The sequence below is a fragment of the Virgibacillus sp. Bac330 genome (assembly GCF_003667845.1).
Classification (GTDB): Bacteria; Bacillota; Bacilli; order Bacillales; family Amphibacillaceae; genus Virgibacillus; species Virgibacillus chiguensis.
Window position 1 is genome coordinate 3,181,978 of record NZ_CP033048.1, and the last position, 18,943, is coordinate 3,200,920.

Annotated in this window: 31 protein-coding genes; 3 read left to right on the top strand and 28 right to left on the bottom strand. The window is 36.0% G+C overall.

Annotation, left to right across the window (positions count from 1 at the left end; translation table 11 throughout):
* Positions 1–11: 11 nt before the first annotated feature.
* From D9780_RS14690 to D9780_RS14720, 7 genes are all read right to left on the bottom strand, one after another.
* Positions 12–1,286 (bottom strand): PBSX family phage terminase large subunit, encoded by a 1,275-nt coding sequence (locus D9780_RS14690; protein ID WP_162985967.1) that lies wholly within the window; start codon positions 1,284–1,286, stop codon positions 12–14.
* Positions 1,273–2,022, bottom strand: coding sequence for a phage terminase small subunit (terS, locus tag D9780_RS14695; protein ID WP_121640616.1), 750 nt, complete (start codon positions 2,020–2,022; stop codon positions 1,273–1,275). Before terS ends, D9780_RS14690 begins: the two co-directional genes overlap by 14 nt.
* A gap of 128 nt (positions 2,023–2,150) precedes the next feature.
* On the bottom strand, positions 2,151–2,609 hold the full coding sequence (locus D9780_RS14700) for a hypothetical protein (RefSeq protein ID WP_121640617.1): 459 nt from the start codon (positions 2,607–2,609) through the stop codon (positions 2,151–2,153).
* Positions 2,610–2,764: 155 nt separating this feature from the next.
* Positions 2,765–2,968, bottom strand: coding sequence for a hypothetical protein (locus D9780_RS14705; protein WP_121640618.1), 204 nt, complete (start codon positions 2,966–2,968; stop codon positions 2,765–2,767).
* Between the two features lie 99 nt (positions 2,969–3,067).
* Positions 3,068–3,541 (bottom strand): hypothetical protein, encoded by a 474-nt coding sequence (locus tag D9780_RS14710; RefSeq protein ID WP_121640619.1) that lies wholly within the window; start codon positions 3,539–3,541, stop codon positions 3,068–3,070.
* 13 nt (positions 3,542–3,554) lie between these two features.
* Positions 3,555–4,016, bottom strand: a complete 462-nt coding sequence (locus D9780_RS14715) for a hypothetical protein (RefSeq protein ID WP_121640620.1) — start codon at positions 4,014–4,016, stop codon at positions 3,555–3,557.
* Between the two features lie 234 nt (positions 4,017–4,250).
* The gene (locus tag D9780_RS14720) at positions 4,251–4,727 is read right to left on the bottom strand and encodes a sigma-70 RNA polymerase sigma factor region 4 domain-containing protein (RefSeq protein WP_121640621.1); all 477 of its coding nucleotides are present in this window, start codon (positions 4,725–4,727) and stop codon (positions 4,251–4,253) included.
* Between the two features lie 59 nt (positions 4,728–4,786).
* Between D9780_RS14720 and D9780_RS14725 the strand changes: the two genes are divergently transcribed.
* The 3 genes from D9780_RS14725 to D9780_RS14735 all read left to right on the top strand — a co-directional run bounded on the left by D9780_RS14725 (position 4,787) and on the right by D9780_RS14735 (position 7,126).
* On the top strand, positions 4,787–5,122 hold the full coding sequence (locus D9780_RS14725; protein WP_121639107.1) for an IS66 family insertion sequence element accessory protein TnpA: 336 nt from the start codon (positions 4,787–4,789) through the stop codon (positions 5,120–5,122).
* Between the two features lie 8 nt (positions 5,123–5,130).
* On the top strand, positions 5,131–5,481 hold the full coding sequence (gene tnpB / locus D9780_RS14730; RefSeq protein ID WP_162985763.1) for an IS66 family insertion sequence element accessory protein TnpB: 351 nt from the start codon (positions 5,131–5,133) through the stop codon (positions 5,479–5,481).
* Positions 5,482–5,548: 67 nt separating this feature from the next.
* Entirely contained in the window at positions 5,549–7,126 is a 1,578-nt protein-coding gene (locus tag D9780_RS14735; protein ID WP_121640524.1) for an IS66 family transposase, read from the top strand.
* A 169-nt stretch (positions 7,127–7,295) separates the two neighbouring features.
* On the opposite strand, the gene D9780_RS14740 is transcribed toward D9780_RS14735, so the two are convergent.
* The 21 genes from D9780_RS14740 to D9780_RS14830 form a co-directional block, all read right to left on the bottom strand.
* On the bottom strand, positions 7,296–7,934 hold the full coding sequence (locus D9780_RS14740; protein ID WP_121640622.1) for a hypothetical protein: 639 nt from the start codon (positions 7,932–7,934) through the stop codon (positions 7,296–7,298).
* A gap of 2 nt (positions 7,935–7,936) precedes the next feature.
* Positions 7,937–9,388: an AAA family ATPase gene (locus tag D9780_RS14745; protein WP_121640623.1), complete on the bottom strand. Its 1,452-nt coding sequence runs from the start codon at positions 9,386–9,388 to the stop codon at positions 7,937–7,939.
* A 69-nt stretch (positions 9,389–9,457) separates the two neighbouring features.
* Positions 9,458–9,658: an XtrA/YqaO family protein gene (locus D9780_RS14750; RefSeq protein ID WP_121640624.1), complete on the bottom strand. Its 201-nt coding sequence runs from the start codon at positions 9,656–9,658 to the stop codon at positions 9,458–9,460.
* Between the two features lie 70 nt (positions 9,659–9,728).
* The gene (locus D9780_RS14755; protein ID WP_121640625.1) at positions 9,729–9,911 is read right to left on the bottom strand and encodes a hypothetical protein; all 183 of its coding nucleotides are present in this window, start codon (positions 9,909–9,911) and stop codon (positions 9,729–9,731) included.
* Positions 9,911–10,117, bottom strand: a complete 207-nt coding sequence (locus D9780_RS14760) for a hypothetical protein (RefSeq protein ID WP_121640626.1) — start codon at positions 10,115–10,117, stop codon at positions 9,911–9,913. The genes D9780_RS14755 and D9780_RS14760 overlap by 1 nt, the downstream gene beginning before the upstream one ends.
* An 11-nt stretch (positions 10,118–10,128) precedes the next feature.
* The gene (locus D9780_RS14765) at positions 10,129–10,908 is read right to left on the bottom strand and encodes a DNA-methyltransferase (protein WP_121640627.1); all 780 of its coding nucleotides are present in this window, start codon (positions 10,906–10,908) and stop codon (positions 10,129–10,131) included.
* Positions 10,909–10,982: 74 nt separating this feature from the next.
* The gene (locus tag D9780_RS14770; protein ID WP_121640628.1) at positions 10,983–11,240 is read right to left on the bottom strand and encodes a hypothetical protein; all 258 of its coding nucleotides are present in this window, start codon (positions 11,238–11,240) and stop codon (positions 10,983–10,985) included.
* Positions 11,241–11,297: 57 nt separating this feature from the next.
* Entirely contained in the window at positions 11,298–12,005 is a 708-nt protein-coding gene (locus D9780_RS14775; protein ID WP_121640629.1) for a hypothetical protein, read from the bottom strand.
* Between the two features lie 25 nt (positions 12,006–12,030).
* On the bottom strand, positions 12,031–12,411 hold the full coding sequence (locus tag D9780_RS14780; protein ID WP_240458704.1) for a replication terminator protein: 381 nt from the start codon (positions 12,409–12,411) through the stop codon (positions 12,031–12,033).
* Positions 12,412–12,446: 35 nt separating this feature from the next.
* Positions 12,447–12,971 carry a Holliday junction resolvase RecU gene (locus tag D9780_RS14785; protein ID WP_240458705.1) on the bottom strand — a complete coding sequence of 175 codons (525 nt, stop codon included), beginning with the start codon at positions 12,969–12,971 and terminating at the stop codon, positions 12,447–12,449.
* A 26-nt stretch (positions 12,972–12,997) separates the two neighbouring features.
* Positions 12,998–13,243, bottom strand: coding sequence for a hypothetical protein (locus D9780_RS14790; RefSeq protein WP_121640631.1), 246 nt, complete (start codon positions 13,241–13,243; stop codon positions 12,998–13,000).
* An 8-nt stretch (positions 13,244–13,251) separates the two neighbouring features.
* Positions 13,252–14,337, bottom strand: a complete 1,086-nt coding sequence (locus tag D9780_RS14795) for a replication protein (RefSeq protein WP_162985889.1) — start codon at positions 14,335–14,337, stop codon at positions 13,252–13,254.
* A 297-nt stretch (positions 14,338–14,634) separates the two neighbouring features.
* Entirely contained in the window at positions 14,635–15,510 is an 876-nt protein-coding gene (recT, locus tag D9780_RS14800; RefSeq protein WP_121640633.1) for a recombination protein RecT, read from the bottom strand.
* A complete protein-coding gene (locus D9780_RS21185) occupies positions 15,511–15,657 on the bottom strand; it encodes a hypothetical protein (RefSeq protein ID WP_162985890.1) in 147 nt (48 codons plus the stop codon).
* Positions 15,654–16,598 carry a YqaJ viral recombinase family nuclease gene (locus tag D9780_RS14805; RefSeq protein ID WP_121640634.1) on the bottom strand — a complete coding sequence of 315 codons (945 nt, stop codon included), beginning with the start codon at positions 16,596–16,598 and terminating at the stop codon, positions 15,654–15,656. The genes D9780_RS21185 and D9780_RS14805 overlap by 4 nt, the downstream gene beginning before the upstream one ends.
* Positions 16,591–16,761, bottom strand: coding sequence for a hypothetical protein (locus tag D9780_RS21190; RefSeq protein WP_162985891.1), 171 nt, complete (start codon positions 16,759–16,761; stop codon positions 16,591–16,593). The genes D9780_RS14805 and D9780_RS21190 overlap by 8 nt, the downstream gene beginning before the upstream one ends.
* A gap of 94 nt (positions 16,762–16,855) precedes the next feature.
* On the bottom strand, positions 16,856–17,071 hold the full coding sequence (locus D9780_RS14810) for a hypothetical protein (protein ID WP_121640635.1): 216 nt from the start codon (positions 17,069–17,071) through the stop codon (positions 16,856–16,858).
* 98 nt (positions 17,072–17,169) lie between these two features.
* Positions 17,170–17,442, bottom strand: a complete 273-nt coding sequence (locus tag D9780_RS14815) for a hypothetical protein (RefSeq protein WP_121640636.1) — start codon at positions 17,440–17,442, stop codon at positions 17,170–17,172.
* Positions 17,443–17,523: 81 nt separating this feature from the next.
* On the bottom strand, positions 17,524–17,799 hold the full coding sequence (locus tag D9780_RS14820; RefSeq protein WP_121640637.1) for a helix-turn-helix domain-containing protein: 276 nt from the start codon (positions 17,797–17,799) through the stop codon (positions 17,524–17,526).
* Positions 17,800–17,881: 82 nt separating this feature from the next.
* The gene (locus D9780_RS14825) at positions 17,882–18,208 is read right to left on the bottom strand and encodes a MerR family transcriptional regulator (RefSeq protein WP_121640638.1); all 327 of its coding nucleotides are present in this window, start codon (positions 18,206–18,208) and stop codon (positions 17,882–17,884) included.
* Positions 18,209–18,940 (bottom strand): ORF6C domain-containing protein, encoded by a 732-nt coding sequence (locus D9780_RS14830; RefSeq protein ID WP_121640639.1) that lies wholly within the window; start codon positions 18,938–18,940, stop codon positions 18,209–18,211.
* Positions 18,941–18,943: the final 3 nt, after the last annotated feature.

Here is an 18,943-nt window from a genome sequence, read left to right on the forward strand (position 1 = left end):
TTTCACCTGCCTTATTTTAGTATAGTTATAGCTTTTGGCTTTTTAACAATCGTATTAACGAAATATCGATCAGCATCTAAATGATGGTCATGCTGCTTTACTGGTTTGTCTTCTCCACGTTCTGCTGCTTTCTCATCCCAAATGTAGGAACCAAACTCTTTAAACGTCTCTTTACAGCAATCATTATATTTAATAGAAACGTCAATCAATGAAGTGGCTAGATTCCTTATTCCTTCCAAAACGTCATTTTTAGCTTTTTTGACTCTTTTACCATTCTTTTTTAACAAAGCTATAAAAGAAGCTGCAGACGGATCGATGATATAAGAAGTGATTTTTCTATGTCCGACAAACTCTACTAAATCCTCGTAATACTCTTGGTCTGTTTTTTGTTTCTCTTTTTCTCGTCCACTGTAGTGGTATTCCTTCACTTTGTACCAAACGCCATCACAAAAACCCCAAAGTCCGAATACAGTTGGGTTCTGCGTTCCATAGTCAATGGATACATAATATTTGCTGTAATCTCTTGTTACAGCCTCAACAACATGCTCTTTCTCGTTAAACATGTCGTAGATAATACCATCCGCAAGCACCCATAGACCTAATATATACCTTTGATAGAAAACACCACTATACATGCGCTTATAGCGTTCTTTGATCTTCTGCGATAATGATAAATTATCATCCATCGTGAAATGCAAGTGCAGCATGTTCTTTTCTTCTAATTGATCTAAATACTCCGTTTTAAACCAATGGTGCGGTCCTTCGGGGTTGCAGTTAAACCACAACTTAGATCCCTCTACGGAACAACGAGCTGTTGCTTGGTTAACAAACGACTGAGGCATCAAAGCCACCTCATCGAAGAACATTCCAGCTAACGTAATACCCTGGATTAAATCTTGACTTGATTCGTCTTTACCGCCAAAGATATAAAAGTAATTAGTTTTACCTTTTTTCGTAATAGCAAGCATGTTATCTGCACGGTGATCTTTTACTTTATATCCCCTTGAACGTAACATGCGTTTTAATGGTGTGACCACGTTACGACGAAATGAACCTATTGTCTTTCCTGCTAGTCCTAGATTTTCATCGTTAAAAGTATCCATTGCCCACATAACAAAAGATAAAGACATAACAACTGTTTTACCTGCTCGGACTGATCCGTCGCATATGATGCCATCTTTATCTTTGTAAGGTGATTTATTCGTCCACCAATTCAATACTTTCAGCTGTTTCTTAGAAAACGGTTTGAATTTAAATAGCGCTGGCTTCTTTTTACTCATCGTCATCATCCCAAATGTCCGTTGATGACTTTATAGCATCCATGAATCCGTCGTCTTCGTATTCTTCTCCGTCATCACCTTTTAATTTGAGAGTCTCGGCTTTTGTCTTATCAATAACAGCTCTCATTCTTTCAACTTCCAGCAGCCTATCATCGTCATAATTGGCCAACTCATAAAACTGCTTTAACATACTTCGCAACTCACCCATAGCTCGACTTTGGGAATTTAAGAAGTTCGCCTGTTTATCCCAAGCGAACTGTATTTCCCATTCATTCTTTTCTGTTGAAAAATTATCTCCGTCGGCTGTTTCTGTTTTCTTAACTTCTTTTGTTAAATCATATTTATCTTCAACAAACATAATCTGTTGCGCTCGCATAATGGATGCAAACTGCATTTTTATGTTCATCCATAATATATCAAGTGGAGCAATGCTATCTATTTCGTTTACTATCTCCAGCGTTTCTTCTGGTAGGTACTTTGCGAATAAGCCGTGTTTAACAGCATTAGTATTTCTTTTAGGAGCAGCACCGCCAGAATTCCCTATAGCATTTTTGTTTCCTGGTTGGCCGCCTCTTTTTGTGTGCACACTTTTTTCTTTGGGTGCACCCTTATTTCTTTCCCAACCGTGGCGCCTTTTCCATGACTTCACCGTATTAATCGATACTTCATATTTCTCAGCTATATCCTTATATTTCATGCCTTGGATATAATCTTTTTCAGCTTTCTTATGCTTGGCTTCCATTTACATCAACACCCACCTCCAGCTATAATCGAGTTTGTTTTGGGTAAAAGAAAAGACACCTCATACTTGAGATGTCTTAGAATATGTTGTTTAATTTGATTCAGGATATTATTAACATAGGCTTATATTTAAAACGATTCATACTTTATCATGCCATTAGGTAACATATAATAAGTTACTAACTTATCATTTTCTAAATAAGTGTTAGAAATATCATTAATTCTACCTTCTTTCCACCCTATTAATAACTGCATTTTAACAGTACCGTTTTTAATATTTTTCCTATCTACAGTATCAAGAATTCCTTCTTCCCTAAATTGCTCATCAGGTTCTTCATAGAAATATCCCTCTGGAACTCCGATGTCGTATCTCCAGGTAGGTAAATAGTCCATTGCACCTCTGCCAATTGCATCAGCTTCACCAAGTAGATCTATTACTTGGGATTCTGTCATTCCAATGTCTAAGTTTTTCTCAATGAATTCTTTGGTTATTTCATCAGATTCAAAGCTTGTAGCACTTTCTTGTTTATCCCAACCAACTAAAAAACCAAATGCAGCGATTAATAAAACTAACGTCCACTTTTTCATTTCTTTACCTCCTATAAATGTTTTAATGCCTTATTATATTAATTAAACAAGGAAGTAAGTTCTCCTGCAAAAAATAGTAATATTTTACAATTTAATTCAGTTTCAAATATTATTTTACTTTATTCAGCAAAAAGGTAAATAATGCATAAAATCACCTAAAACATTATTTTCAATCCCACTGCAAACGATAAAAGAAAGATTAATGGTGCAATAAACCTTATTAAACCTTTCGGAGCTTTTAGAATCTCCAGCATCAAACCTGCTGCTAATGATATTATAAGCGGGATCCCTAACAATTTTGCTAGATTAAAAGCTATATCATTCATTGTTAATTCCAACGGACTAAAATCTATATTCATGCTTATCAACCTCCCAATTATGTATATCGGTTGGTTGTACATTATTAAAAAGCACCCAAGCTATATACTTGAGTGCTTTTTTGTTTCCCTTGTATTGATTTATGCGTACAATCCGTACATGTCTTTATTATTAAAAATTCCTCTTTTATTCGCTTCTTTTTTAAAAAACTTAATCCTGAATTTAACGGTAACCCCAGCACCTTTTTGAGCTTCAATATTATTTAACATTTTAACATGTCTATCTAAATTTCTTCTAAAACGAGTTATTGAATTCCAAAAAATCCTCAAAGCAATTCTTTTGTTGGATGATAAACCCTTTTTTAATTTTATTTTTTGCTTTTCACTTAAAGTACTATCCTTATTAATTTTACTTATAAAGTCAGTTCTATGATTCGTAATCTCCTTAAAAGCTATAATAGGAAACGCTATTTGTAATACTATAATGTTTAAAATTCTTCTATAATATTTTTTTATTGGTACCCTTGAGTAATAAACAATTCTTAACAATACACCTAAAAATACAGAAATGACAAATGCAACTAACAGTAAAACAAAATCTGTATTTGTTAACATTTAATCACCACCTTTAAGCAACTTTTTGATTTTTAGCTTCGTTTACTAAATTGGGTACGTACCTAGCACCGTAATTGACAGTTTCAATTCCTAATAAACATACTATGCTTACCCAACTATAAAAAACATAAGAAGAAAGACTAAATGTACCAATCATGCTTGTTAATAAATTGTTTGAATTACCTTTTATTACATAACCGGCTTCTGAAGCCTCCAAAAGTATAAAATTAAAAAATCCTGCTCCATCTACACAAGCAAAAATCAATGAAATAACAAGCCCTATTAATCCAATTATTTTTTCTAGCCCTTTGTTATAATATGCAACGTTGGCATAATCAATGATTAACATTAGAAAAAAAACAAGTCTTGTTGCAAAAAACAATTTAATTTCAGTGTCGGTATTTGGTTGAAAATTTATAAGCACAAGATTAGTTCCAATTAATATAGCCCTAAATAATGTAAGAAAGAATTTCATTTTTATGTCACCTTTATATATGCTCTTTATAGTATAGTTCGACACAAAAATGTTTATTCCTTCTTTTTTTAATAACTTTTAGTTATTTTTTACTAGTTTATTAAACCTAAAGACTTACATATAAATAGAGAAAAGCACCCAAGCTATACACTTGAGTGATTATTACTATTTAATTTACCTTTTTTATTGTATTAACTGGACGACTTTCGCCTGCCCGTCCTGCCATCCATTTTATCATGCTGAATTTTTATCCAGCAAATCATGTAAGAAGTGGCACTTTTGGCATATTTGGCACAGCATATCCTCTTTCATTTCACGTATTTTATTACGATTAACCCCAAGATGATCAGCAATAGAACGATAACTCATGCCCTCCATCATGCAATCTAGTATAATTTGATGTTGTACATCTTCTAAGTAATCTACAATGCTTTCAATAGATTTCACAATATCTCCAAAATCTTTATATCTTTTGTAAAGACGTTGTTCTCGAGCATCCATTGCATCTATTTCAGCCGGGCTTTTTATTGTTGTATTGGGCTTAGGTAATGTTGCTTCAATGCCATATTGTGAAACCATGCCAAACGAAAGCATTGACGTTGAGCCACCAAATAGAATATTAAAAATCCTGTCTAATTCTCTTTTTCTCCAATGATACTGATAAATGAGATCTTCCACTTGTTTTTTGTAAGCGTAAAATAAAATACACATAACAATCACAGGGCATCTATGTGATAATCTTCTTAGAAAATAAATTAGGAGGTTATGCGATGACCCTAAAAGACAAGCGAATAGAATGGAAAGCGCGGTATGATGCCTGGAAAAAAAGCGGACAAAGTATATCTGAATGGTGCCGAGGGAAAGAAATTAAAACGCATCAGATGTATTATTGGGTGCAACAATTTCGTGAGCACGGCAAAACTTCCATCAAGAAAAGCGCATCCAGGGAAACACAATGGCTAACCGTTCAAATGGGTGATTTTCCACTTGTACCACCTCACGAGAAAGAACCAATCTTTATTCACGTTGGTTCTACCTCCATTGAAGTGCGATCAGGAACGGATATGAACTTACTCTCGGATATTATTCATGTTTTAGGGAAGTAATCACGTTCATGAATATGCCATTTGAAAAAGTGTATTTAGCTTGCGGTAGCACAGATATGCGTAAATCGATTGATGGACTTGCTGCCATTGTGATAGAATGCTTCGATTTAGACCCTTTTTCTCCTTGCCTGTTTGTATTTTGTAACCGAAAGCGTGATAAGTTAAAAATACTGCAATGGGAAGTCAACGGATTTTGGCTGTATTATCGTCGGCTTGAAAAAGGAACATTTCAATGGCCATCCGATAAAGACTTAACGCCTATATCTATTAGCCCACGTCAATTTCGCTGGTTGTTGGATGGTATGTCGATGAACCAGCACCAAGCACACAGAGAAGTACTAGCGCGCACGATTCTATAAAAAATTGAAATATAGAAATACGGGAATTCGACTAGGCAAGTCGGGTTCTTTTTCGTATACTAATTTTATGGATAAAACAGCGGAAACAAACAAGAAAACAATGGAATATTATCAAGAGCTCAACGAAAAGCTAGAGTTGGAAAAAGAAGAGTTAGAAGCAAAATTAAAATGGTATGAAGAACAATTTAGATTGCTTCAACAACAAAAATTCGGCTCTTCTAGCGAGAAGACCAATTCTGACCAACTGTCTCTTTTTAACGAGGTAGAGGACACTTCGGATTCCAACCATGAAGAGCCTACGGTGGAGACGATTACATATAAACGCAAGAAGCAAAAAGGGCAACGCAAGGAGCAATTAGACAACCTGCCTACGGAAACGGTAGAATACCGTTTACCTGCTGAGGAACAGGTGTGTTCGTGTTGCGCTGGTGAACTGCATGAAATGAGCACGCAAGTGCGTAAAGAATTAAAGGTTATTCCTGCGCAGGTGAAAGTGGTGGAACATGTCCAGTACGTCTATAGCTGTCGTCATTGTGAACAACATGAGATACAAACGCCTATTCAAACAGCTAAAATGCCAGCGCCTGTGTTTCCAGGGAGTTTAGCCTCTCCTTCCGCCATGGCCTATACGATGTCGCAAAAATACGTGGAAGGAATGCCGTTGTATCGCCAAGAGAAGCAATTCGAACGATTTGGCGTCTTTATTCCACGTCAAACACTAGCTAATTGGGTCATATATGGTGCGACCACTTGGCTTACACTCATTTACAAAGAGATGCATACCGCCCTATTAGAATTGGATACCATACATGCAGATGAAACAGTTGTACAAGTTTTATCTGAACCAGGTAGAAAAGCTACTTCCAATTCGTATATGTGGCTGTATCGCTCTGGACACACGGATGTGCCAATCATTTTGTATGAGTACCAGCAAACAAGAGCATCCAAACATCCACGACGATTCCTACAGGGATATCAGGGCTACTTAACAGTAGACGGTTACCCTGGTTATAATGGAATAAAGAATGTCGTACTGATTGGTTGCTGGGCGCATGCACGTCGTAAATTCACAGAAGCATTACAATCGCTTCCCGAATCTTCGACCACTACAGCGGTAAAAGCGAAAGAAGGCTTAGACTTTTGTAATCAATTATTCGATATCGAACGCGACCTAAAGAGCGTTAGCCCACAGGAACGTTATGAACAACGTTTGGAGCGCAGTCAGCCCGTGCTGGATGCTTTTTCAGCATGGCTAAAACAGCAAACGCCGCGTGTTCTTCCGAAGAGTAAACTAGGCAAAGCTGTTACCTATTGCCGTAAACAATGGGATCGCTTAGAAGGATTTTTAAAGGATGGAAGATTGGAGATAGACAACAACTGCGCAGAGCGGTCGATCAAGCCTTTTGTGATCGGAAGAAAAGCTTGGCTGTTTAGTAATACCGCCAAAGGAGCTACATCCAGTGCCATTGTTTATAGCATAGTGGAAACAGCGAAGGAAAACGGATTAAATCCATTCCATTATCTTAGCTACTTATTTGAACGACTTCCCAATATAGATACAACAGATAGGGAACAACTAACCCGACTCTTACCGTGGTCAACCACGCTGCCTCAAGAGTGTCGTGTTCCTACGAAATCTAAGTAAATCTTAACATAGGCCCACATCTACATAATAGGTGTGGGCTGTTTTACGCTTACTGTTTTTTATTCATATTCGAGCCCCCACTCGTCATATTTAAAATAAAAAAAGACACCAAACAACGCTTATTGCGTCATTCAGTGTCCTCCAGATGGCTGGTAGGATATGTAATAATCTATATGGCCAAAGTATAATGGAATTCTTTTATCAGATCATCAGTATCTTCTATTTCCCTCAAAGTATATTTGTTAACTGATACATCCAATAATTCCACTCCATTTTCCTCCAATCTCACCCTATTATTTTTCCAGTCATCGTAATCAGATTCTTTAATGATTTTTTTACCAGGAGAAATTTTCATAGGAGTATTTGGTAATCTTCGATAATCCTCTTCTTTATCGTAACCTTTGATCATAAAAACATTGTAATTATAATTTATATCTTTATCATTTAATTCTAGTGTAGTTAAAAACAATTTACAATGTAGATAACCACAAAACAACTGTAAAGATAAATTCTTTAAATTATTTGTGGGGTTACGTTTCAATTCACAAATGTGACAATCAATTGACCCATCTTTATTATGTACAATGAAAATACCGTCTGGAAACTTTTCATAGCTAAGAAACTTTACCCTACTTGTTTCTTTAGCACTTTTATCGCAAAATATATGAAAAGTTTCCAGATCATCTTTAACTTTGAACGTTACCTTCATTAACTCATCATTGTCTTTCAAATTCTCCTTTATGACTTTACATCTGTGTACTTTTTCATAAAAATCTTCTTTTACAAGAAAACCTCTCTCCCCAAGCAATATTATTCATCCTCTTTCTCTTTCTGTTGTATTAAAAATGTTTCGTCATATAATTCTTTCAACAAATCAGTGAATAAGTCTACTTGAAAACCATACTCACTTCGCTCTTTCTTTTCTAATATACTTGTTTCATCTTCACATATCTTCATCTCATAAACATTTGCTTCTAATTGGTTATCAATTATTTTATTATTTAAAAAAGCAAAAAACACATCACTATGTGTACTAAGAATAATTTCCTTCTGGAGATTTTTCTTCTTATCATTGAGCAATGAAGTAAGATAGTTAACTAATTCTTTCATGCTTTTTAAAGACAAATGAGCCTCAGGTTCTTCAATTATAATATAGTCATAACTAGGAGGTAATCTTGTCTCTATCATCAGAAAAGGAATCAATCGATTTTGCTTTGTTGAAAACAACTCCCTTTTTATTTTTGCGCCATCTTCCTTTTCAATTTTAGATACTTCACCATCATCTCCATAAACAATCTTTCCGCCAAATAAGGGATCTAAGGCAGTCGAATAACGTCTTTTATCTAAGATACCACTGATTTGCCCTGAGATGTGTTTATATCTTAAATATTCATAATTAAATAACTTTTCACTGTATCTTTGCTTATATTCAATGCTATTTAATTCTGTTGCTTCTGCTGCATTTTTAAATACGTTATCCATCAACAAGTTTCTTTCAGACGGTAGATACAAAATATTTTTTGGCCCAAAGTAAGATACTAATTTCAATTTTATAAATAGTTTTTTGATCTCGACTTGGATCATTTCTTGCAGTTCCTGTTCTGGCACGAAAAACGAATCTAACTCCTCTTCTTGAATTAAATATAAATCCCCTTCATCAAATAAATTAGATCGCTTATCAAACAAGGAGATGGTAGATCTTACTGTGTTTCCCGTTTCATCAAACAATATAATCATCAATTTTCCAGTAGCATTTATCAATATATTAAGCTTTACATTCGCATTTTCAAAGAACCGAGGAGTATCTTGCAATGAAAATGAAAAATCCCCCTTTTCTTGTTTGGTTTCTAAAAGAATATCATTATTTACTTTGTCAATCGCATTTTCTTTTTCGGAATCAAGTATCGTTTTCAATTCACTTGTTAAATTTTGAGGTTTACTAACAGAAACGCCAAAAGTCAAACCTTTAATTGGTCGAGTAAAGAATTTTCTATCTTCATTCATTACCTCCCCAATACTTTTTAAAATTTTATTTAGCTTCAAGTCTTCCCATTTAAAATTGAGGTTAATTGATTCTCCGAATTTTTCTTTCATTTCAGCAGCGTATTTGTCAAGGCGGTCACTATAATAATTTTTCAATAAAGAAATTGTTTCTAACATTAAAGTTTTTCCGGAACCATTATCACCTAAAATTATTACCAACTGCTCATCTTCAAATTCTGCGCTTTTAATATGCGCTAAATTTTTTAAGTTAACCTTCATAAACTACCCTGCTTTCATTTAGCCTTTTATATAAATTATTATTAATTATAAAGGAAAATATACATGAATTCAAAATTCTTCCCCCTCATCATACTTCACACGTTTCACCTTACCCTGGTGCGTGATTATTTTGGTTTCCCCATGATTGGGAAGACCTGTCAACTTCGCTTTACCATCACAAACCACTATAGCAAAGCTACCATTATGTTCCATTATATCAATTTCTAGCTTCATTGTACTAGGGTCAATATTTATATCTTTTAATCTCACAAGGATTCCTCCTATGTTCTGTGTTATAATGAATATGCGCTGGACAGGAGGAATCCTGTCTTTTTTATTTTTAAGTCTCTCTAGCTTTTAATTCTTCTTGAATGGCTTCGATTATCGTTTCTTGCTTCTTAATATAAACAGGATCTGGATCTCCACCTAAAGAATTAGAACCAATTCTATTAGTTGCATCTTGGTAGAGAATTAACAGATCTTCCTCAGGTAATTTTTTAATACTACCCTTTATTAAATCCATTATTCAGCCACTTCTTTCATTAGGTGTTGGTTTAAATTCCAATTTTCATCATGCAGCAATGCGTTTTCTTCCTGCAGCATTTCTATTTTCTTTTCTTGTTCCTCGACGGTCCTACTTAACTGCTGATATTTAACAACTGAAACAATCAGTAATGCTATTAGACATGCAAAAGCAAAACTTCCTGCAATATACCTTCCTTTTGTCAAAGGCTTCACTCCTATTTATTATCTAGTGTTTTCACATCTACTGAAGGCAGCCCTATTCGCTCTCTATTTGTATTTATTCTCTCTTTACCCTTATGACAATATTCACTTTCTATTTCGAATCCAATCCAGTTGCGGTTGGCATTATCTGCAGCAACAGCAGTTGTGCAAGCACCCATACAATTGTCTAGCACGGTTTCACCTTCGTTTGTATAAGTTTTAATCAAGTATTCAAATAAACTTTCTGGCTTTTGAGTAGGGTGAAACGTCATTTTATCACGCGGAAAAGAGACAACTGATTTAGGGTAATTCTTATATCTAACCACATGAAATTTATTTAACGTATCGTTTCTATCGCCTAAAGCTTGCATACTTGTTTTTCTTTTAACCTGCTTAGGTTTGATCTTTATAAGTCCTTGTGGGTTATACGTAGGTAATTTTCGATAAAACACACAAATGTTTTCATGGTTTTTTAATGGCATCCAATTAGCATTTGGAAACCCAGTAACATGATTTTCTTTCTTCCAAATCCACTCATATCTAAACCATTTAAAATTTGAGTTAATCAACTTTGTTGTAAACGGTTGGCTTGCAGTAAGAACAATAGCTCCATTATCTTTTATAATCCGCCTATATTGTTCCCAAAGTTGATCAAAGGGGATTACTTCATCCCATCTACATTGCGTGGTTCCATAAGGCAGATCACATAAAATCATGTCTATAGATTTGTTATCTATATGTTTCATCCCTTCAATGCAGTCCCCGTTGTAAAGTGTATTCTTTTGTAGTGCCATTTTATTTCCCCTCTCGATATGATAATATATTCAAAGGGGAACGCTTGTTCTTAATTGGTGTAAAAGAGGCTTTTTTAGGCCTCTTTTTCTTTTATTTGTTCTAAAGCCATCTCTAATTCTTTAATCCTTTTGCCCTGTTTTTCAATGCCTTGCTGAAACTCATTTTTTATCGTTCGCTCACTAAAGAGCTCATTGTTTAGATAGTGGCAACGTTTTTCCAACTCTTGCACACGTTCTTTTAAATCCTCTTTTTCTTGCAAAATACCTATAATTTCAGAGAGATTGTTTCTTATACTATCTGCGTATTCAGCTAACCATTCTTTACCCGCCATTATAAGTAACCTCCGCCGCTATAGTAGTTATCAGGCTCCTGAAAAGGCGCCTCCTTATTAAGCAATTATAGTTACACGACCATCTTCAACTTCTTCTTTAAGCGCACATCCAAGGTAATCTTTAATATTGTCTACAGCTTCGTTTTTCCAAGCTCCTCCATCTGCCTCATAGAGAGCACAACTTGGTCCCGATTGCATACGAAATATAAAATCACTCTCAGGTTGTAGTACTTCAACAAAGGTTCTGTATGGTATTAACGAAACTGGATTCGGTACTTCAACATTTCCAACTGAAGCTACTCCCACTTTCGCAACTACTGCCTGTGATATTCCATCATCACTAACGGTCTTCACTTGATCTTCTGTTATGTTACCAACCACTTTAAGCATTACATCACGATCTTCGTTTTGTATAAAGCAAGATTGTAAACTAATATTGAATTTCTCTGTGCTATACCAATCATTGAAAATAAAAGTCGGGAGAAGTGCTTCTGCTTTTAGAAAATAGTCTCTTTCTTGATCAGAGTTTAATGCTGACTTAACTGTTACAGACGTAGGACTAACCACATGTAAAATAACAGGCTCATCACCATCAAATTCAGATTTTATATAGCTTACTAAACCTGATAAAGTATGAACCGTAAACGGTCTTGCGGTCGGTTCCTCAATCAAGTGCAATTTCTTATCTGAATATGTCTGTCCATTCTCACCATGAATTTCTGCTTTTCCTAATCCAACAATGTATTGCAATGCTTCTTTAATCATTTTTCATTCCACCAAATTTAGTTTTTTATTTTGTTTGTTGATCTCTAAAGCTAACTACTTTTTCACCTGTATCTTGAGCTACATCTCCATCAGTATCGAAAAACATTTGCCCTTTTGCACCCGATCGCAACTCTTTTCCGATGATATTTCCGTTGTCATCAGCACCCATCATTAGTTTGGTCTCAACCTCTTTCATTGGCTGTAAGCTTACTTTTGTAGAAACAGTTGTATTAAGAACGTCACGTTTTTCATCGCCATGAATCTTAATTGATACTGTGATGGTTCTGTTTTTCTTTGGATCCGTATTTGGATCAGCAATGTTCTCCAATACTTTTTCTAATTCTGTGTTTACCTTTGCTGCCAAAGCTCCTTCTGCAAACTCGTTTAAATCGATCATGTACTCCATTTCTTTAACCTCCAAATACTAGATTTTTATTATTATTAAGCAATCTCATCCTCTATCAATCTATCGACAACACTCAGGTAATCCAACGGCACACCATTTTGTGATTTGACCAGTTGCGTATATACTTCCAAATCTCTCAACGGAATGGACTTTCTGCCGCCTTGCTTGGCTTCTTCTGTATACTTTCGAAGCATATTACTCGGAACAAGGAAAACCTCTCCTAGAAACCTCATATCGACGATAAGGAATGATATAGCCCCTAATTTTTCAGCGTCTGCTAGATATTTAACTTGATGATCCGATATGATGGACAAGGGCAACCGTTTCTCTTTAGTAGACTTGGCTTCAAAGACGATCGATTTCCCTTGGTAAATACCGTCATAATCGACCGTGCTCTTTTCTTCGTAGAAGCCTTTGAGTACCCTTGTACCCTTGGACTGAAGTACCTTTACTGGCGTAGGTCGTTTATTGATGATGGCTCGTCCTTGGTTAAGATAAATCTGATTCGTGTAATTTAGTGTGTTTTCAAACGCCATGCCTCGTTTTCCTGTGTAAACCACGTTTATTCTCCTTCCGTTGCTTGTCATTACTCCGCTATGTGAATCTCTATAGGTGTTTGGCTCTTCCTGTGTACCAGCAATAGTTTTCTCGCTTCGAACCAAGAACAATTATGAGTAGCCTGTACTGCCATACCCCATTCTCTCCAACGCATCTGTTGTTTCTTGAATTCCTTCGACTTTACGCTTTTAGAGGATTCTAACGGAGAAATGACATCTTCGGGAATAACTACTGCTTTGCTTTCGTTTTCTTGAAATAAGCTTAATTGCTCCATTTCTTCACCTACCCACTAGAATATTGTTTAAGCAATTGCTCGAGTTCCTTTTGCTCGTTTGCATCACCGATATTACTCGACTGGCTATCTTTCTGAGCTTTCTGCTGTTGCTTTTGTTGTCTAAACCATTCAGGCACTGGAGCTCCTGGTGCTTGCGTTTGTGGCTTAGAATATCTTTGATGCTTAGCCATCTTTTGGCTTTGGAATTCTATATCTTCCGCTTGTACTTGCTCCATCGTTTTAATGCCTTTATTTGACCAAGACTGCAAAATGCTTCTCGCATATCCCCAACTTGGCTTATTTCTGTCTAAAGATCTTTGCATAGCCTCAATGACCATTTCATCTCCAAAGTCATTAATCCAAACAAGCATTTCATCAGCCAAAGCTGGACGGATCATTCCGAAATTATTCTGGTAATAAACAATTGCATCTGTAACTTTTTTGTCTTGCTCATGTTCAGTTAAAGTATCTTCGCGACTGTTATCAGCAGTAGTATATATCTTTATGTCTTTAATCTTTAATGTCTTTAATAATGTCTTTAGGGAATCTGTATCCGTTGGCACTATTGACTTACGGTCAGGTGTCGGTAAGTATTTTACTAACCGCATAGTAAGTATTTTACTTACCTGTTTACTCTTAAAAGTAAGTGTTTTACTTACTCGGCTTTTTTTCTTGGTAAGTGTTTCACTTACTTCATTCTCTTTTTTAGTTCGTGTTTTACTTACTTTTTTTCGGCTTAAATTTTGGTGAATAAGTTCGTCAAACTTCTCACTATCCCAATTTTTGTTAGGAGTTATTTGCCACAAATGATAGTTTTTGTTGATGCTGAAAACCATTGTCTTTTCATCCCAATCTAATACAGCACATTCACGCAAAAATTTAAGCTCTTTTTTTACGTCTTGCTTGTACATTCCAGCAAGCTCTAGGTTGTTAAATTTGTCGATCACACAGTCTTTTTGACCCGTTCCGTATGATAACCTCCATATAAACAAAATTAAGTTCTGTTGCCTCTTACTGAAGTCTCTACGCAATAGTTCATTCCATAATTCATTAGCTATACGAACATGACCTTTTTCTGTTTGAGGGCTAGCCACCTTATTCACCTCCACCTAAGCCTTTCACCTTTCAATCTCACAAACTGCAAATTTTCCTTTTACTTTTAAAACTCTATAGCCTGGATAACGCCACATATACTTAATGACCAACCGTTTTAAATCTGATTCATTTTGTGCAGTCTCCCAGATCCATTCCGGGAGACGCACATTGGATATGTTATGCATGTTCACAATCACCGCAAAGCCGAGGGTATCCTGGGCTTTCGCCATCTACTAATTCAGCACAACCTTCACACAAAAGGCCATCAATTGTTGCATTCGCAATATCGTCCATAATTAACCCTCGCCATCCTGAAAGTTTATTTCTTGCTGTTCTAAGTCATTTTGATCGGTTGCTTCCGTTTCTCCAACATTTATAAAGTCATACTGTGGAGCTTCTAAGAAAATATCATCATTAGGTGTAATATCTTTTACGCTTCTAGCTGTTCCTTCGTCATGACTGACTTGTTGCTGTATTTCAATTGATATAGGTAGGTACTTCCACATGTGGCGAATAACTGTTTTCTTTGCCATTTCCTCATAGTAGTTATTCCAAGGGCTATATTTAGAACGCCCACCAGGACTAGAATTTTTACGTTTTTCAATCTCTGCTTTAGGCATAAATTCCATTTGATACCCGCCATCTTTAAAATGAGCTACTGCATAAGCACCGATAAATGCGCCTTTGTCAGACTCCATAGAAGGTGTGTGTTTAAGCTTTGGATTGAGTCCTAGCTCATATTCGAAATCATCATTTTCATACACTGCGTGGGCATAAATAGATTGAATATGGCCACTACGTCTAGCAAGGTCAATCATGCCTTTATAACCAATGATAAATTGGACCTCTGTAATCCTTTTTTTATTGTTTTTGAAGGGAAGTAAGTAGCACTGTCCTAATAAACCAGGTTCCAGTCCTAACTGTGCAGCTTGCATGACACCACCTAGCAAACTACCCATATCTGCATTTCTAAGCTCTGGTGTAGTCCTAATCGTTGTCATCGTCAATCTCATTAAACGGTCTACATCCATGTGCTTAGGAAGCGCTTGAGACATTGCTGGAGCCATCTGCTTTAGATAATCTTCAATTGTTTTTGGCTTATCCTTGGCGGGCGAGCCTGCCTTTCCGTTACTTTTTGTCATTTGATTTTTCATTTCGTCTACCGTAGCCATTTATTTTTCCTCCCTTAATGTCTTTACAACTCTTTTCCAATCTTTGTTATGAAATGGTCCATATATGTTTCCTTCTATTAAGAATACGAATTGCTTTTCTGTAGCTAAAAATCCAAATTCACCGTATACAACCATATTTTTAATCACGATACTTCCGCCTGTTCAACTTGTTTAATATTTAAACGCCTATACGACGATTGCTTTGTATATTTTTCCGCAATGTCTGGCAACTCTGTTTTCAATCGTTTACTATCAAAACGATTAGAAGTGATTGTATTAAGCGTTACTTCAAACCTCGGAGTAACTCCCATTTTCGCTTCACCGATCATCAACTTTAATTTGTTCTCATAATCTTTTTTGAGCTTTTCATTTTTCTTAATTTCAGCCTTAATACTTTCAATAGCTTTGATTAGTGTTTCTGCTTCATTCGACTGGAGCATTACTTTTTCCCCGTTATCTTCCGGATACATTTTATTTAGCAACTCGCTAGCTGATTCAGATCCATCAATTTCTGGTGGAACACCTTTAAGTACATGCTCTTCCCAAAACTCTTTTTCTTTACCTATCATGAGCTCGATAAACTCATCATCACGTTCTACTGCTTTCCAAACAAACTTTTGTCCGCCAATTAATACAGCTATATACGCTTTTTCATATCCCAAAACAGCCATATAGTGCTGCAGCTGACAGATGTATGCAGGTGGGATTTGTTCACCTTCCCAAGCATCTGAATTAAACGCATTCGTCGTCTTACATTCGAGTAGAGCACGCTCCCCAACTACATCACGATCAATGTTTGCGATCATAAATTTATACTCTGGATGTTTAAAAGTCTGATTACGACGTCGAACTTTCTTACCTGTTCGGCGTGTGAATTCTTCTGCCACAACATCTTCTAAAACGTTTCCCCAATGAATTGCTTCGTTGTCAATTTCCTCAATTGTGTTACTGGTTTTATCAATGTAAAGTTCGAACATTGATTTCCATGGATTAAATCCTAAAACAGCACTAGCGTCTGAACCGCCTAATCCTGATTTCCTATTCCATAACCACTCTTGACGAGACATTTCTACTGTGCTTTTAGCCATTCCTTACATCCTCCCCATCGAAATATTTAATTAGCTCCTGCAAATCCTCAATAGTTCCCAATTTAGCAATTGTGTTACACGTAGATTTAAAGATGGTCCAGCGATCTTTGGGATCTGGATTCTCTTTTCTGATTTCTTTGTATCCCTCAACAAAACGATTCATTTCGTCCTCCCTTGCCCTCATTACACAAAGTGCTGTATAATAAGGGCATAAATGTATAGATTTTTATTTAGAACTCATTGCCGTGAGTTCTTTTTTATTGCGCAAAATCATACCTGCCACCCAGTAACTCTAGTGCCTCTTTTGTCTGATCTTCCAGCTCTCCCACAAGAAAGAATGCCTCTTCAATAACTAAAATTTCATCACCGCTAAAGACTTCGTTTCCGAATGCATCAATACCGTATTGATTGGTATATACATTCATTTTTGGATAACCATATTGCCTAATTTGAGTAATCTCAGGATGTTCCATCTTTTAACCCTCCTAACTAGTAATCACTATCGAAATGTACAGAAACACCATCACGACTATAAAAGCGACCCATATCTTAATTACATGTGCTTTGTCACTCATTTATATTGCCTCTGTATCGCTTGAACATTAATGTTTCTGTTTGCCAAATCTTGTACAGTTGCATAAAACTTATCTTGGTTGTATTTATGGCTACTCATTTCATTGAGCACTCCAACTGACTTTAATAAATCCCTGGCTAGCATTTCTGCATCATCGTATTTTGCGTTACACATTGCATTTACAGTTCTTTCTGCAAGATCAATTGCACACATGTATTCTTTGCTTGCATGGCTGATGTCTTTAGGTAAGAAATGTTCTTCTAAGTTCATGTGATCCCTCCTATAACTTTTCAAATACAAGAAACAAACATAGTAAAATTCCGAATAGAGCAATATAATTATCGTTTGCTTTCATATGAGACCTCCGAATCTTAATACAGTGCCAGTTATTAATTGGGATAATTGCTGTACTGTACTTACTGCATCCGTGTTATAGATAAAAGCTATTAATAAATCATGAGCCTGCGTTTGTTTACACCAATTAATTAAATCTGCAGCTTTTAACTCAAGTTTGTTGCTTTCTAGCCTAGACACATTACTGCGAGACATGTGAAGTCTTTCAGCCATATCTTCTTGACTAAAACCAGCACCTTTCCGCATCTTTTTTAAAACAGCTCCAAATTGCAATTGTTTCACCCCCTTTTTGTGCAAGTAATGCACATGTGCGTGGGTTGCACAGTAATATGATTTTGTGTGTTTTATAATGAAATTACCGACCCCACTCGGTGTTTAACTTGTTTCTCAAGCGGTTAACTCTCTCAATGTTGGTTGGATCTTCCGCCCATTTAAGAACCATATCCCTCGGGTATCTAGCAGACACTACTTTCGACTTCGGAAATCCCTCCATTCGTATAATGTTTTCCACCGTCGCTAGTGATACCTGAAATATCTCTGCCACATCAGGTTTTCGTAGATGGTGTGGCAGGTTGTATTTTTGCTCAGCATCTTGAATTCCTTTTTCATAAGCTTGTTGAAACAAAATTTTAAGTTCCTCTTCTAGAAGTCTTGCTTCTAGATCTAATGGTGTAATTTGCAACTAAATCACCTCCTGCATTATTTGTTGTTTATTAGCATTTTCAATTTCCATCAGTAGGCCTGTACTTGGTTGCCATAAATCAATGAAACGAACGCCTTGGTCAAATTGCTTTTTTGGTAAATCTCCATAACGTGGAATAGTAAAATGATCTTTAAAGTCACGCCAGAAGTTCGAAAATACTTTTCTGTTTAGCTCCTTATACGCTGGTGAGTCTTTACCTCCTAAGACTTTCATAATTTTTCTATTAGCATTTTTTCGGATTCGAAATTCTTCCGAACCGTCGATGCGCATTGTTTCTTCTAAGCTTGTTATTCTTTCATTGTGTTGTTCTAGAGATTCTGAAGCTTCAAGTGTTAATTTCAACGAAGCCATTAATTGTTCTTTATCTGATAAAACTCTTGGTTGTTGCAACTTTTCTTTCATAGCTTTGAACTCTCTTAAAAACTTAACTTTCATTTTCATAGCTTCCGGTGTTATATAAGACATTGCTATAATTGCGAAAGCATCTTCAGTTAAATCAAATTTTGTGTACCACTGTTTATTTTGCGAGTGCTGATATTGGGTCTCGCCAAAGTTGGCGGTACTCCATTTTTGCTCACCAGCTTCATGCAACTTAGTGATTTGCACTTTGACATCCCTAACAACTTTGTCGTGAGGTTTAGCAAAAACTTCTGCTACCGTTAAAGTGTCAGTCAATACTTTATCGTTTTGAATAAAAACTAATTGTTTCATTTG

Coding starts and splice junctions, on each gene's coding strand:
- D9780_RS14725 (WP_121639107.1), top strand. CDS start 4,787: ATGACCCTAAAAGACAAGCGAATAGAATGGAAAGCGCGGTATGATGCC.
- D9780_RS14805 (WP_121640634.1), bottom strand. CDS start 16,598: ATGGCTAAAAGCACAGTAGAAATGTCTCGTCAAGAGTGGTTATGGAAT.
- D9780_RS14715 (WP_121640620.1), bottom strand. CDS start 4,016: ATGAAATTCTTTCTTACATTATTTAGGGCTATATTAATTGGAACTAAT.
- D9780_RS14720 (WP_121640621.1), bottom strand. CDS start 4,727: ATGTGTATTTTATTTTACGCTTACAAAAAACAAGTGGAAGATCTCATT.
- D9780_RS14755 (WP_121640625.1), bottom strand. CDS start 9,911: ATGGATTTAATAAAGGGTAGTATTAAAAAATTACCTGAGGAAGATCTG.
- D9780_RS14735 (WP_121640524.1), top strand. CDS start 5,549: ATGGATAAAACAGCGGAAACAAACAAGAAAACAATGGAATATTATCAA.
- D9780_RS14810 (WP_121640635.1), bottom strand. CDS start 17,071: ATGGAACATCCTGAGATTACTCAAATTAGGCAATATGGTTATCCAAAA.
- terS (WP_121640616.1), bottom strand. CDS start 2,022: ATGGAAGCCAAGCATAAGAAAGCTGAAAAAGATTATATCCAAGGCATG.
- recT (WP_121640633.1), bottom strand. CDS start 15,510: ATGGCTACGGTAGACGAAATGAAAAATCAAATGACAAAAAGTAACGGA.
- D9780_RS14815 (WP_121640636.1), bottom strand. CDS start 17,442: ATGAACTTAGAAGAACATTTCTTACCTAAAGACATCAGCCATGCAAGC.
- D9780_RS21190 (WP_162985891.1), bottom strand. CDS start 16,761: ATGAATCGTTTTGTTGAGGGATACAAAGAAATCAGAAAAGAGAATCCA.
- D9780_RS14830 (WP_121640639.1), bottom strand. CDS start 18,940: ATGAAACAATTAGTTTTTATTCAAAACGATAAAGTATTGACTGACACT.
- D9780_RS14705 (WP_121640618.1), bottom strand. CDS start 2,968: ATGAATATAGATTTTAGTCCGTTGGAATTAACAATGAATGATATAGCT.
- D9780_RS14790 (WP_121640631.1), bottom strand. CDS start 13,243: ATGGAGCAATTAAGCTTATTTCAAGAAAACGAAAGCAAAGCAGTAGTT.
- D9780_RS14745 (WP_121640623.1), bottom strand. CDS start 9,388: ATGAAGGTTAACTTAAAAAATTTAGCGCATATTAAAAGCGCAGAATTT.
- D9780_RS14690 (WP_162985967.1), bottom strand. CDS start 1,286: ATGACGATGAGTAAAAAGAAGCCAGCGCTATTTAAATTCAAACCGTTT.
- tnpB (WP_162985763.1), top strand. CDS start 5,131: ATGAATATGCCATTTGAAAAAGTGTATTTAGCTTGCGGTAGCACAGAT.
- D9780_RS14765 (WP_121640627.1), bottom strand. CDS start 10,908: ATGGCACTACAAAAGAATACACTTTACAACGGGGACTGCATTGAAGGG.
- D9780_RS14770 (WP_121640628.1), bottom strand. CDS start 11,240: ATGGCGGGTAAAGAATGGTTAGCTGAATACGCAGATAGTATAAGAAAC.
- D9780_RS14775 (WP_121640629.1), bottom strand. CDS start 12,005: ATGATTAAAGAAGCATTGCAATACATTGTTGGATTAGGAAAAGCAGAA.
- D9780_RS14700 (WP_121640617.1), bottom strand. CDS start 2,609: ATGAAAAAGTGGACGTTAGTTTTATTAATCGCTGCATTTGGTTTTTTA.
- D9780_RS14780 (WP_240458704.1), bottom strand. CDS start 12,411: ATGGAGTACATGATCGATTTAAACGAGTTTGCAGAAGGAGCTTTGGCA.
- D9780_RS14710 (WP_121640619.1), bottom strand. CDS start 3,541: ATGTTAACAAATACAGATTTTGTTTTACTGTTAGTTGCATTTGTCATT.